Origin of the sequence: Sphingopyxis sp., from assembly GCF_040216815.1 — a bacterium.
In the GTDB taxonomy this organism is placed as follows: domain Bacteria; phylum Pseudomonadota; class Alphaproteobacteria; order Sphingomonadales; family Sphingomonadaceae; genus Sphingopyxis.
On sequence record NZ_JAVJOJ010000009.1, the window covers coordinates 680,242 to 693,554 of the forward strand.

9 protein-coding genes are annotated in these 13,313 nt (G+C 66.5%); 3 read left to right on the forward strand and 6 right to left on the reverse strand.

The window, feature by feature from the left end:
• The first annotated feature begins 92 nt into the window (after positions 1-92).
• Positions 93-1,592, forward strand: coding sequence for a glycerol-3-phosphate dehydrogenase (gene glpD, locus RIA72_RS13765; protein ID WP_350032626.1), 1,500 nt, complete (start codon positions 93-95; stop codon positions 1,590-1,592).
• Here glpD and RIA72_RS13770 read toward each other — a convergent pair.
• The gene (locus RIA72_RS13770; RefSeq protein ID WP_350032627.1) at positions 1,589-2,248 is read right to left on the reverse strand and encodes an MOSC domain-containing protein; all 660 of its coding nucleotides are present in this window, start codon (positions 2,246-2,248) and stop codon (positions 1,589-1,591) included. The genes glpD and RIA72_RS13770 overlap by 4 nt on opposite strands.
• An 83-nt stretch (positions 2,249-2,331) precedes the next feature.
• Between RIA72_RS13770 and fdhD the strand changes: the two genes are divergently transcribed.
• Positions 2,332-3,135, forward strand: a complete 804-nt coding sequence (fdhD, locus tag RIA72_RS13775) for a formate dehydrogenase accessory sulfurtransferase FdhD (protein WP_350032628.1) — start codon at positions 2,332-2,334, stop codon at positions 3,133-3,135.
• Positions 3,132-3,644 carry a molybdenum cofactor guanylyltransferase gene (gene mobA, locus RIA72_RS13780; protein WP_350032629.1) on the forward strand — a complete coding sequence of 171 codons (513 nt, stop codon included), beginning with the start codon at positions 3,132-3,134 and terminating at the stop codon, positions 3,642-3,644. Before fdhD ends, mobA begins: the two co-directional genes overlap by 4 nt.
• 128 nt (positions 3,645-3,772) lie before the next feature.
• Here mobA and RIA72_RS13785 read toward each other — a convergent pair whose 3' ends face one another.
• From RIA72_RS13785 to RIA72_RS13805, 5 genes are all read right to left on the reverse strand, one after another.
• Entirely contained in the window at positions 3,773-6,043 is a 2,271-nt protein-coding gene (locus tag RIA72_RS13785) for an FdhF/YdeP family oxidoreductase (RefSeq protein ID WP_350032630.1), read from the reverse strand.
• A 190-nt stretch (positions 6,044-6,233) separates the two neighbouring features.
• Positions 6,234-8,276 (reverse strand): glycoside hydrolase family 97 protein, encoded by a 2,043-nt coding sequence (locus RIA72_RS13790; protein WP_350032631.1) that lies wholly within the window; start codon positions 8,274-8,276, stop codon positions 6,234-6,236.
• Between the two features lie 2 nt (positions 8,277-8,278).
• Positions 8,279-9,925 (reverse strand): alpha-amylase family glycosyl hydrolase, encoded by a 1,647-nt coding sequence (locus RIA72_RS13795; RefSeq protein WP_350032632.1) that lies wholly within the window; start codon positions 9,923-9,925, stop codon positions 8,279-8,281.
• Between the two features lie 11 nt (positions 9,926-9,936).
• Positions 9,937-11,742, reverse strand: a complete 1,806-nt coding sequence (locus RIA72_RS13800) for an alpha-amylase family glycosyl hydrolase (protein WP_350032633.1) — start codon at positions 11,740-11,742, stop codon at positions 9,937-9,939.
• Positions 11,739-13,247, reverse strand: a complete 1,509-nt coding sequence (locus tag RIA72_RS13805; protein ID WP_350032634.1) for a tryptophan halogenase family protein — start codon at positions 13,245-13,247, stop codon at positions 11,739-11,741. The genes RIA72_RS13800 and RIA72_RS13805 overlap by 4 nt, the downstream gene beginning before the upstream one ends.
• Positions 13,248-13,313 lie beyond the last annotated feature (66 nt).

Sequence of the window (13,313 nt, forward strand, 5' to 3'; positions counted from 1 at the left end):
TGACGCACTGGCGAGATCCCGGCCTTCGCCGGGATGACGATTTAACGGGGATGGATTCCTTTTCGCCGCAAACGATTCTAAGACCCGGTCCCATGGCCGAACCGCCCCAACCCTATGATGTCATTGTCGTCGGCGGCGGCGTCAACGGCGCAGGCGTCGCGCGCGACGCCGCCGGGCGCGGCGCGCGGGTGCTGCTGATCGAGGCCGGCGACCTTGCGCAAGGTACCTCGTCGAAATCGACCAAGCTGATCCACGGCGGGCTGCGTTACCTCGAACATTATGAGTTCGGCCTGGTGCGTGAGGCGCTGAAGGAACGCGAGACCCTGTGGGGCATCGCGCCGCATATCATCCGTCCGATGCGCTTCGTCCTGCCCTATCGCGACGGATTGCGGCCGCGATGGCTGCTGCGATTGGGCCTCTTCCTTTACGACCATATCGGCGGGCGCAAAAAGCTGCCCGCGACGCGATCGATCGATCTGACCCGCCATGCCGCGGGCGCGCCGCTGCAACCCCATTATGTCCATGGCTTTGAATATTCGGACGGCTGGGTCGACGATGCGCGGCTGGTGCTGCTCAACGCCCGCGACGCCGCCGATCGCGGTGCGCGCATCCGGACGCGCACGCGCGCCGAAATGCTGCGCTGCGAAGCGGGGCTGTGGACCGTCGATGCGGCAGACGATCAGGGGCATCGATACCGCTTCACCGGGCGCAGCGTCGTCAACGCCGCGGGACCGGCGGTGCTCGAGCTTCTGAAGCGCGCCGATGCCGAACCCGACCACCAGATGCGGCTGGTGCGCGGATCGCACATCGTCGTGCCCCGCTTGTTCGAGCATGATTACGCCTATTTTTTCCAGCTGCCCGACGGGCGCATCTTTTTCGCCATTCCCTATGAGCGGGATTTCACGCTGATCGGCACCACCGACGTGGACCATGACGGTCCCGCCGAAACGGCGACGGCGAGCGACGAGGAAATCGCCTATCTGTGCGAGGGAGCCAGCCTCTATTTCCGGACCCCCGTGACCCCCGCCGACGTAGTGTGGAGCTTTTCGGGCGTCCGCCCGCTGGTCGAGGATGGATCGGGGCGCCCCGAAGCCGCGACACGCGGATACCGGATCGACGTCGACATGGACGAGGGCGCGCCGCTGCTCACCATCTATGGCGGCAAGATCACCAGTTATCGCCATGTCGCCGAAGAGGCGGTCGACGCGCTCGCGGATCATGTCCCGGCGCTGACGGGCAAGCATTGGACCGCAAAGGCGGCACTGCCCGGCGGCGATTTTCCGGTGACGGGCGCCGCTGCATTGGCCGCCGAATATCGCCGCGCCCACCCTTTCCTGGCCGCCGCCACCGCCGAACGTATCGCGCGCGCCTATGGCACCGACGCGCGGCGCTGGCTGGGCGATGCCCGCGACTGGGACGCGCTCGGCGGCGAGATCGCGCACGGCCTCAGCGTCGCCGAGGTCCGCTGGACGGTCGAACAGGAATGGGCGCGGACGGCCGACGATATTTTATGGCGGCGGAGCAAGCTGGGATTGCTGTTCAGCGACGCGGACAAGGCCGCGCTGGAGGCGGGGCTGCGCACGCTCCGCTAATCGACCCCGAATTGCGCGGCAAGCTTGGCGCGACGGACCTTCCAGGTTTCGGCGAGTACCGGAATGTCGCGCAGCGCGGTGAGATCGGCGAGGCGCGCCTTCGCTTCGCCGCCGATCAGCAAGCCAAAGAGCGAGGCGAGCGGCCAGCCGGGAAAAGGCCGCTCGACAAGGGCCAGCCTATCCCCCGCCCGCACCGTGCCGGGTTCGAGCACGCGGTAATACCAGCCCGTCCGGCGGCTCGCGACGACCTCTGCCATCACGCCCTTCGCGCCGAACCGGTGGTCGAGCTTCCAGCACGGCTGGCGCGCCTGCGTCACTTCGACGAGCGCGCTGCCTAGGCGGAAGCGATCGCCGAGGCAGACATTGTGCTCGTCGAGGCCGATGGTCGAGATATTCTCGCCGAACGCGCCCGCCGTATCGAGGAGCGGCGCGTCGCCCAGCCGCGAACGCCAGTGCGGATAATGGTCGGCGGGGTAATGATGGATCGCCTTGTCGATGCCGCCATGGACGCTGCGGTCGGCCTGTTCGTCACCCGCAAGCCCCAGCGGCTCCACCGCGACAGCGCCCGCGACCGGCCGCTTGCCGATGGCCGAGGCCTCGTCCCCGCGGAACGGGCGCGCCTTGCCGGTAAGGACGGTGTGAATCAGAGCTTCCATGGCGCGATGGCATAGGGCGCGCGGCGCAAATGGCAATCACCGAGAGCCGCGACAGCGCGTCGACGATGGGTTAGGGAGGGGCGATGAACGATGCGACGATCCACCTCCCCGTCGAACGGCTGGGGCTCGGCACGCCCGGGGACGCCGCGATCGAGCGCTGCGTCGCGGTCGAGGCGCCGGTGTCGGTCGAGGTCGGCGGCATCGCCTACGCCGTGATGATGGCGACGCCCGCCGATCTTGAGGATTATGCCGTCGGCTTTGCCTTGAGCGAAGGGCTGATCGGTACGCCCGCCGACATGCGGCGGGTCGACGTGCAGCCGATCGAGGGGGGCTGGGCGCTGCGGCTGTGGCTGACGGCCGAACGCAACGCCGCGGCGCTCGAACGCGTGCGGACGCGGGTGAGCGAAAGCAGCTGCGGCCTGTGCGGGATCGCGAATATCGAGGAGATGCTGCGCCCGTTGCCGCCCGTGACCGCGTGCATCAGCGCCGGCCGCGCTGCCATCGCCGCCGCGCTCGCGGCGCTCGAGGCGCATCAGCCGATCGGCCGTGCGACGGGCGCGGTCCACGCCGCGGCCTTCTGCGCCCCCGACGGCGCGATCCGCCTCGTCCGCGAGGATGTCGGGCGGCACAATGCGCTCGACAAGCTGATCGGCGCGATGGCGCGGGCAGGAATCGGCGCGGGCGACGGTTTCATCCTGCTGTCGGCGCGGTGCAGCTATGAGCTGGTCGAAAAGACGGTGCGTGCGGGCTGCCCGATGCTCGTCACCATCTCGGCGCCGACGAGCCTTGCGGCGGAGCGCGCGGCGGCGGCGGGGCTGACGCTGGTGGCGCTGGCGCGGCCTGACGCGGCGCTCGTCGTCGCCGATCCGCAAGGGATGATCGCATGAGGACATTGGGCGCGATCCTCGCCGGCGGCCAGTCGCGGCGCTTCGGATCGGACAAGGCGCTGGCGCTGCTCGACGGGCGCAGCCTGCTCGACCATGCGCGCGAAGCGATCGCGCCGCATTGCGACGCGGTCGTCGTCGTCGGGCGGGCAGGAGGCATCGCCGACTGGCCGCGCCCCGGCATGGGGCCGCTCGGCGCGATCGCAGGCGCGCTGGATCACGCCGCCGCGCAAGGCTTCGACCGCGTGCTGAGCGCGCCGGTCGATTGCGTGCGTCTGCCCGCCGAACTTGTCGCGCTGCTGTCCCCTGCTCCCGCCTTTCTCGACAGCCAGCCGGTGATCGGGCTGTGGCCGACCACAACGCTCGACGTGCTGCGCGCCATGCTGGAGGATGCCAGCGACCTCGCCGTCCGCGCCTATACCCGCCGCATTGGCGCGCGCGCGGTGCAGTGCGATTTCGATCCGCTCAACATCAACAGCGTGGCGGACCTCGAACGGCTGGCGAAAGGCTGACTGTGCCTCAATGATGACCGTGCTCCCGCGAAGGCGGGAGCCCATCTCCGGTCGGCGCGATGTGGAACGGACGGGAGATGGATCCCCGCCTGCGCGGGGATACACGAGTTGTAGCGGTGGCCGCGCCGCTAAACGCCCGCAATAACCCGCACCGGGATCGCCTTGGCGGCCGGGCATCCGCTCAGCGGGTCGTGGAAGGCGAGCGGGAGCAGCGGGTTGAGCTCGGGATAATAGCCCGCGACCGACCCGCGCGACATCGGATAGTCGATGATCGTGAGCCCCTCGACGCGGCGCACCGCGCCGTCGTCGGCGATCGTTTCGAGCGCGACCTTCGCGCCCGCCGCCAGCCCGCGATCAATCCTGTCGTCGGCATTCATAAACAGCACCATCCGGTCGCCGTAAACGCCGCGATAGCGGTCGTTGTAGCTGTAGATCGTCGTGTTGAACTGGTCGTGCGAGCGCACCGTCGCAAGGCGCAGCATGTCGGGATCATCCACCGCCGCGTTCACCGCGAGCCCCGGAAGGACAAAAAAATTCGCCTTGCCGTTCGGCGTCGCCCAGACGCGGCGGCGCGGCGGGATGTCGAGGTGAAAGCCCATCGGCGCCGCAATGCGCTCGGCAAAGCCCTTATAAAGCGCGGGGTAAACCTCGGCGATCATGTCGCGGATCGCGCCGTAATCGTCGATATAGCGGGCCCAGTCGATCTTGCTGTCCGGCAGCGCCGCCATCGCCATGCGGCAGACAATCTCGACCTCCGGCAGCAGATGTTCGCTCGCGGGGTCGAGCACACCGCGCGAGGCGGTGACGTTCGACATCGAATCCTCGATCGTGACGAATTGTTCGCCCTTCGCGGTTTCGATCCGTTCGGAACGCGCAATCACCGGCAGGATCAGCGCGTCACGGCCGTGGACCAGGTGCCCGCGGTTGAGCTTGGTCGCGATACCGACGGTCAGGTCGAGCCGCCGCATCGCGGCATAGGCGCGGTCCGTATCGGGCACCGCGCGGACAAAATTGCCGCCGAGGCCGATGAAGACCTTGGCCTCGCCCGCGAGCATCGCCTCGACCGCCTCGACGCTGTGGTGGCCATGGCCGCGCGGCGGATCGAAGCCGAAGACGTCGCGGACGCGGTCGAGATAGGCTTGGCTGGGGCGCTCGTCGATGCCGACGGTGCGGTCGCCCTGCACGTTCGAATGGCCGCGGATCGGCGAGATGCCCGCGCCCGGTTTCCCGAAATTGCCGCGAAGGAGGAGCAGGTTCGCAACCTGCTGCACCAGTTCGGACCCGCGCTGGTGCTGGGTCACGCCCATGCCATAGCAGATGATCGTCGCGTTCGAGCGGATATAGATGTCGGCGCAGCGGCGGATCTGTGCCTCGTCGATCCCCGCCGCAGCGGCGATCGCATCCCAGGATTGCGCCTCGACATCGGCGCGCAGCGCCGCGAGCCCGTCGGTATGTTCGGCGATGAAGCCATGGTCGAGAATCGCCTCGCCCGCGGCGTCGCGCTCGAACAGCACCTTCATCATCCCCTTCAGCAGCGCGAGGTCGCCGCCGATGCGAATATGCACAAACTCGCTGCTGATCTCGATCGAGCCGAAGGTCGCCATCTGCACGATGTCCTGCGGCTCGGTGAATTTGATCAGCGCGCGTTCGGGCATCGGGTTGACCGCGACGATCGGTACCCCGCGTTTGCGCGCCTCGACCAGCGGGGTCATCATCCGCGGCGCGTTGGTCCCGGCATTGTGGCCGATCAGGAAAATCGCCTCGGCATGCTCGAAATCCTCGAGGATCACCGTGCCCTTGCCGATGCCGATCGACGGCGGCAGGCCGCGGCTCGTCGGTTCGTGGCACATGTTCGAACAATCGGGAAAATTGTTGGTGCCGAACGCGCGCACGAAGATCGAATAGAGGAAGGCCGCCTCGTTCGGGGTGCGGCCCGAGGTGTAAAATTCGGCGCGATGCGGGCTGTCGAGCGCGCGGAGATGGTCGCCGATCAGCGCAAAGGCGTCATCCCATGCGACCGGCACATAATGGTCGGTCGCGGCGTCGTAGCGCATCGGTTCGGTGAGTCGGCCCTGCATTTCGAGCCAATAATCGGACTGCGCCATCAGCTCGGTCACACTATGCCGCGCGAAAAATTCGCGCGTGACGCGAAACTTCGTCGCTTCATGCGCGAGCGCCTTGGCCCCATTTTCACAGAATTCGAGCTTTTTGGTGCAAGTCGCGTCGGGGAAGGCACAGCTGGGGCATTTGAACCCGCCCGGCTGATTCATCGACAATAGCGCGCGCGACCCCTTGGTAACGACGCTCTGTTCGAGCAGCACCTTTGCGGTCGCCGCCGCAGCACCCCAGCCGCCGGCGGGGCTGTCATAGCGTTTATAGCGGGGGCGGTGGTCGGCCATGGGCGCATTCAAGCAGATCGCGCGGCGGCTGACCACCGCTCTTTGGAAGCAATGAGCCGTCTATCGTGAACCCATGTCGTCATTCCGGCGAAGGCCGGAATCTCGCCCTCTCGCTCCAAGGCAACGGCGGGATTCCGGCCTTCGCCGGAATGACGAGAAAGGGCTTGGTCCGGCCGAGCCCGCGCCGGCCCTACCGGCCGGGCGCGAGCCGCATCGCCGCGCCGCCGCCGGGGGCGAGCCAGAGCGTGTAGGTGTCGCCCTTTTTCACCTTGACCGTGTCATAGGCGATGTTGCGCCGCGCCTCGGTCAGATAGGTCGCGCCCGCGCCATCCTTCCACACCGTTGCGGTATAGGTCTTGCCGGGTTCGAGGAAATCGAACGACAGCGTCAGCGTGCGCTGCGTGCCGTCGTTGACGCCGCCGACATACCAGTCGGCGCTCGCGCGGTCCTTGCGCGCGAAGATCGCATAGTCGCCGACCGCGCCCGCGATCAGGCGGCTTTCGGCCCAGTCGGTCGGCACCTGCTTCACAAAAGCGAGCTCGCGCGGGTGCGCCTCCAGATTCTCGATGAAGTCGGCCGCCATCTGGATCGGCGAATAGATGGCAAGATAAAGGCCGAGCTGCTTGGCGAGCGTCGAGGTCATCGGCACATCCTCTGCCCCCTTCAGGCTGAACACCCCCGGCGTATAGTCCATCGGACCCGACAGCATCCGCGTGTAAACGAGCGTCGGTTCATGGTCGGGATTGTTGGCGAAGGCGCCCCAGGCATTATATTCCATGCCGCGGGCGCCTTCGCGTGCGACCCAGTTGGGGTATGTGCGGCGCAGGCCCGTGTCCTTCACCGGTTCGTGCGGATTGACCGCGACCTTATATTTCGCGGCGGTTTCGACGACTTTTTGATGATGCTGCACCTGGCGCTGGCCGTCGTGCCATTCCATGACCCTGCTGCCCGGCGCCGCGCCCGGCGCGATGATACCGCCCGCGTCGGCGACATAGCCGGTCTTGACCGCCTTGACCCCCAGCTTGCCGTACAGCTTCATCGCCTCTTCAAGCTGCGCTTCATAAACCGCGATGTTGCCGCCGGTTTCGTGGTGGCCGATCAAGGTCACGCCCTTTTTGCGCGCATAATCGGTGACGGCTTTCAAATCGAAGTCGGGATAGGCTTCGGTAAAGCTGTATGCGTCGCCATGGCCGAACCAGTTGCTGTTCCAGCCCTTGTTCCAGCCCTCTACCAGCACGCCGCCGAACCCGTGCTTGGCGGCAAAGTCGATATATTGCTTGGTGCGCTCGGTCGTCGCGCCATGGTTCGGCCCCTCGGCCCAGCTCCACGGGCCGCGGATCATGCCCCACCAGATGCCGATATATTTCATCGGCTTGACCCAGCTGACATCGCCCAGCTTGTTGGGTTCGTTGAGGTTGAGTTCGAGGTCGCTTTCGACCAGCCCCGCCGCATCGTCCGTAATGCGGATCGTGCGCCACGGCGTCGCGAAGGGCAGGTCGCGCACGACGCGCGCGCCGCGCGACGAGGGCGCGAGCGTCGCGCGGAACTTGCGCCCCTCGACGCGCTTCAGCCACATGCCGGCATAGTCGACGAGCGCGGCTTCGTGGAATGCCAGATGGGTGCCGTCCTCCAGCCGCATCGTGATCGGCGTGTGCGCGGTCGACACCGCGCCGATCGGCGTTTGCTGATAGACTTGTTCATAGCGGTTCCACTCGCCGCCCGCGATCCACCAGGCGGTGCCTTCGGGCGCGATGTCGAATTCGGTGATCTCGTCGGTGATGCGCGCGGTCTTCAGCCCCTCCTGTTCGGGCAGCTCGTACCGAAAGCCGATGCCATCGTCGAACAGGCGGAAGCGCACGTTCATCGCATGGCCGCCCCAGCTTTCGTGCTGGCGGAAACGGACGAGCAGCTCGTTATGATGGTCGCGCACAAAGCGGCGCTCGCCCCACGGCTGTTCCCAGCGGCTGTCGGCGCGCGCCATTTCGCTGCCCTCGATCCTGAAACCGCGCTGGAGGCCGACGCGATCGGCCATCAGGAACCCCAGTTTCGACGGCGCGATGAGCAGCTTGCCCTTACGCGAGAGCGACCAGGTCGGGCGCGCGTCATTGTCGGTCGCGACGGTCAGCGTGATGCTGCCGTCGGGCGAGGTCGCGGTGACGGGGGCGGGTGGCTGCTGCGCCGCGGCGGGAGCCGCTGCGGCGGCGAGGAGTGCGAGGGGGGCGAGACGGAACATGTTTATCCTTCCATGATGAGCCAGAGCGCGCCGCACGGCGGCAGCTGCGCGGGGTCGGCGCCGTTCAGCTGCGCGAGCGGCGTGCCGCCGTCCGCGAGCGCCGATAGGTCGATCGTGCCGCCGCCAAGGTTGAAGAGGCAGCGAATGCGCTGCTCCCCGGCGATTCGGTCGAAGGCGAGGAGGTCGCCTTCGGCCACCCAGTTCGCGTCGCGGCCGAGCCGCAGCGCGGGGTGTTCGGCGCGCAGCGCGACGAGGCGGCGTGTCAGGTTGAGCAGCGAGCCGGGGTCGTCCTGTTGCCGGTCGACCGCAAGGTCGCGGTGCGCGGGGCCGAGCGGCAGCCACGGGTCGGCATCCGAAAAGCCGGCGTTCGCCGCCGCCGCCGCCCATGGCAGCGGGGTTCGCGCTCCATCGCGCGCGAGGGTGAGCGGCCAGTTCTTGCGCGCTTCGGGGTCCTTGACCTGGTCGAAGGGAATATCGACCTGGTCGAGCCCCAGCTCCTCGCCATTATAAAGGATGATATTGCCGCGCAGCGCGCAGAGCAGCGCCATCTTCATGCGCGCAAAGGCATCGCGGTCGACGCCTTCGGGCGTCCAGCGCGACACGGCACGCGGCGCGTCGTGATTCTCGAACGCCCAGCTCGGCCAGCCGACGCCGGGCGCGTCGGGCCACGCTTCGGCCGCTTCGCGCACGAGCTGCGGCGTCAGCCGGTCGGCGTAGAGAAAGTCGAAGCCATAGGCGCTGTTGAGCCGCCGGTCGCCCGCGGTGAACAACTTCATTTCGCGCAGCGCATCGTCGCCGCCGACTTCGGCGACGGTGAAGCGGCCGTCGCGTTCGTCGGTGAGCGCGCGGATGCGTTCGAGGAACAGCGCGATGTCGGGGTGCGACTGGTTATAGATTTTCTGCTGGAAATCGAACGGGCGCGTGCGCACCTTGTTTGACGGCGCGGCCGGCGGATTGTCGCGCAATTCGGGATCGTGCATCGAAAAATTGATCGCGTCGATGCGAAAGCCGTCGACGCCGCGATCGAGCCAGAAGCGCACGACATCGAGCAGCGCGTCCTGCACGTCGCGATTGTGGACGTTGAGCTGCGGCTGCGAGCTTAGGAAATTGTGCATATAATATTGGCCGCGCCGCGCGTCCCACGTCCACGCCGGGCCTCCGAACACCGACTGCCAGTTGGTCGGCGGCGATCCGTCAGGCCGCGCGTCGGCCCAGACATACCAGTCGGCGCGCTTGTTATCCCGGCTCGCGCGGCTGGCCGCGAACCAGCCGTGCTGGTCGGATGTGTGGGCAAAGACGAGGTCGGTCGTCACCTTCAGCCCAAGAGCGTGCGCGCGCGCGACGAGTGCGTCAAAGTCGGCGAGCGTGCCGAAGATCGGGTCGACACCGCAATAGTCCGAAATATCGTAGCCGAAATCGTCCATCGGCGAGGGGTAGAAGGGCGACAGCCAGATCGCATCGACGCCGAGGCTGGCGATATGGTCGAGCCGCGCGGTGATGCCGGCAAGGTCGCCGACCCCGTCGCCGTTCGAATCGGCAAAGCTGCGCGGATAGACCTGATAGATCGCCGCGCCCTTCCACCATGGCGTGTCGGCGGCATCGGCGCGCGCCGCTGGCTGATGCTGAACGAGGGGCTGGTTGGATGTCACGCTAGCGTCGCTTATTCGCTGGCCCGGCAGACGAGCGTGCCGAAGGCGGGGATGGAAAGGCGGAGGCTTCCGGGTGCCGCTGCGCGGGCCGGACAATCGCCGTGGAGCGCGGTAAAGCCCGCGCTTTTCATATCGATGGCAATGGTCGCCGACAATGGCGCTGCAGACGTATTATAGGCGAGCACGACCTCGCGCCCCGTGTCGGGGTCGAAACGCGAAACCGCGAGCAGGCCGGGCTTGTCCGAAAAGGCGCGCAGCGTCGTCGCGCCGCGGGTCAGCGCCGGCGTGCTCCGACGGATCGCTGCGAACGCCGCGATATGGCGATAGAGCGGGTGCGCCGGGTCGAAATTGGCGTCGGCGGTGGTCGCGTCGGTGCCGATGAGGTCATTGTCGTTATAGACGGCAACCTTCGAGGCGAACATATCCTCGCGCGCGAGCTGGTCGTGGCCGTCGGAGACGAACCCCTGCTCGTCGCCATAATAGAGGGTCGGCACGCCGCGCAGCGTCAGCAGCATCGCATGGCCGAGCTTGGTCCGCGCGAGCATCTCGTCCGCGCTGGCATCGGGGTTCGCCTGCTTCACGAACATCGCAAAGCGGCCCATGTCGTGATTGCCGAGAAAGGTCGGCAGCTGGAGCGCGGCGTCGGCGCCGCCCTTGTACAGCACATCGCCGTCGAACAGCCGCGCAAAGACATCGGTGCCCCTCGTGCCGCTGACGCTGTCGATCACCGCGCGCGCAAAGCTGAAGTCGAGCACCGATGGCAAGCCCGCGCTGTGCGTATAGGCGGCAAGCGACCCCGGATCGACGCCGTCGATATAGACTTCACCGAAGATGTGGAAATTGGGAATGCCGCGTGCCTTCGCCCGCGCCTGCATCGCGGGGACGAAGGCGCGCCAGAATTCGGGGTTCACATGCTTGGCGGTGTCGATGCGGAAGCCGTCGACGCCGAATTCGTCGATCCAGCGGCCGAAGATGTCGATGAAGCCCTGCACCACGCGCGGATTTTCGGTCGCCAGATCGTCGAGCCCGGCAAAATCGCCATAGAGCGCCGATTCGCCCACCCAGTCGCTGTTGCCGCGATTATGATAATAAATGGGATCGTTGAGCCACGCGGGCACCTTCACCCGTTCCTCGCCCTTCGGTACCACGGGGGTATAGGCGAAGGCGGGATCGGTCAGTTTCGCCCAATTATCGGCACTCGCAACGCCGTCGCCCGCAAAGCCGGGGTTGATCGGCGCACCGTTAACGCCGCCGCGCCGCGAATAAGGATAATCGGCAAGGCTGCGATAGCGGAACCCCTCCGCAGCGCCCTCCTTATAGGTGATGACGTCGGCGGTGTGGTTGGCGATGATGTCCATATAGACTTTCATCCCCCGCGCATGCGCGGCGTCGACGAAAGCCTTGAACTCCGCATTGGTGCCGAAATGCGGGTCGACCTGGGTGAAATCAGTCACCCAATAACCGTGATAACCCGCGCTTTCCTCGCCCTTTGCGCCCTGCACCGGCTTGTTCTTGAAAATCGGAGCGAACCAGATCGCCGTCGCGCCGAGCCCCTGGATATAGTCCAGCCGCTTCGTCAGGCCCGCAAGGTCGCCGCCGTGGAAAAAGCCCTTGGCCGCGGGATCATATCCGGTCGCAAGACGGCCGCCCTTCAAACCGCCGCGATCGTTCGCCGGATCGCCATTTTCGAAGCGGTCGGGGAGGACGAAATAGATGATCTCCTCCTCCGGCGGCCGCTGCCGAAGATCTGCGGCCGGCGCAGTGACGGGCGCGGCGCTCGCGAGACCGAGCGCGAGGAATGATGCGAACAGGCTCATGCGAATACCCCTGCCGCGCAATGCTGCGCGATGAAATCCTGATGTGCGGGAAGCCGGGACGCGGCGCCCGCAACGATCGTTTCGATGTCGCGGAAAAATCCCGCCAGTTCATCGCGCGTCAACGCGTCGGCCATCGGATGATGGCCGTGCGGGACGATATTCTGACCCGTCAGCACCTGAAACCAGCCGATGTCGATGAACAGTTCGTCGCCGTCGCGGAAAAGCTGTCCGTGGCTGCGGAACAGATCGATTTTCCGGGCCAGCGTATCGGGAATCGCCATGTCGCGGCAACGGGCCCAGAAGGGCGAATCGCTGCGCTGATTGGCGTGATAATGGAGGATGACGAAATCGCGGATGCGTTCATAATCGAAGCGGATACGGCGATTATAAGCGTCGATATTGGCGGCATCGAAATCGCGTCCGGGGAAATGCGCGAGCAGCCGCGCGATGCCATTCTGGATCAGGTGGATACTGGTCGATTCGAGCGGTTCGAGAAATCCCGAGGCCAGGCCGAGCGCGACGACATTGCCGGTCCAGCCGCGCTTTCGCATTCCCGTCGTAAAGCGCAGTGTTCGCGGTTCGGCGAGCGCGCGTCCTTCGATATTGGCGAGCAGGATCGCGGCGGCTTCATCCTCGCTCAGATAATCGCTGCAAAAGACATGGCCGTTGCCCGTGCGGTGCTGGAGCGGAATGCGCCACTGCCAGCCGCTGCGATGCGCGATCGCTTGCGTGTAAGGCCGCGCCGGACCCGCATTTTCACTCGGCACCGCGATCGCCCGGTCGCAGGGCAGCCAGTGCGACCAATCCTCGAACCCGGTCTCCAGCGCCTCTTCGATCAGCAAGCCGCGAAAACCCGAGCAATCGATAAAGAGTTCGCCCGATATTTCCTCGCCATTTTCCAGCACGACCGCCGCGACATGCCCGTTCGCGCCGTTCCGCCGGACGCCGACGATCCGCCCTTCGTGCCGTTCGACGCCGCGCCCCTGCGCAATCTTGCGGAGATAGGCGGCATAGAGGGCCGCGTCGAAATGAAAGGCATAGGCCATGCCGTCGAGCCCCGTATCGGCGACGCGGGGCAAGCGGCCAAAGCGGTATCGACGCGCCGCCGTTTCGCCCAGCGAATAATGGCCGAGCGGCGCGGCCACACCCTCCGCCCGGCCGCGAAGCCAATATTGCGAAAAGGGCAACATGCCGAGACTGCGGCCGATCTGGCCAAAGGCGTGCATATAGCTGTCGCCGATCCGGCCCCAGTCGCGAAACTCGATCCCCAGCTTGAATGTGCTCCCCGTTTCGCGGACAAATTCATTCTCGTCGGCGCCGATCATCGCGTTGAACAGGCGGATCGCTGGAATGGTCGCCTCGCCCACGCCGACGGTGCCGATCGCGTCGCTTTCGACCAGCCGGATGGATAGCTCGCCCATCGTGCTGGAAAGCGCCGCCGCGGCCATCCAGCCCGCCGTGCCGCCCCCGACGATCACGACCTTCGTGATGCGACTGTCATCCACCCTGCCTATTTCCTCCCATGCCCAAGCGTGCGGCGACGCCAGGGATCATCGGCACCGTCCGAACGA

What these genes read in the sequence shown, in the direction of transcription:
- glpD (WP_350032626.1), top strand. Translation starts at nt 93, where the DNA reads ATGGCCGAACCGCCCCAACCCTATGATGTCATTGTCGTCGGCGGCGGC.
- RIA72_RS13770 (WP_350032627.1), bottom strand. Translation starts at nt 2,248, where the DNA reads ATGGAAGCTCTGATTCACACCGTCCTTACCGGCAAGGCGCGCCCGTTC.
- fdhD (WP_350032628.1), top strand. Translation starts at nt 2,332, where the DNA reads ATGAACGATGCGACGATCCACCTCCCCGTCGAACGGCTGGGGCTCGGC.
- mobA (WP_350032629.1), top strand. Translation starts at nt 3,132, where the DNA reads ATGAGGACATTGGGCGCGATCCTCGCCGGCGGCCAGTCGCGGCGCTTC.
- RIA72_RS13785 (WP_350032630.1), bottom strand. Translation starts at nt 6,043, where the DNA reads ATGGCCGACCACCGCCCCCGCTATAAACGCTATGACAGCCCCGCCGGC.
- RIA72_RS13790 (WP_350032631.1), bottom strand. Translation starts at nt 8,276, where the DNA reads ATGTTCCGTCTCGCCCCCCTCGCACTCCTCGCCGCCGCAGCGGCTCCC.
- RIA72_RS13800 (WP_350032633.1), bottom strand. Translation starts at nt 11,742, where the DNA reads ATGAGCCTGTTCGCATCATTCCTCGCGCTCGGTCTCGCGAGCGCCGCG.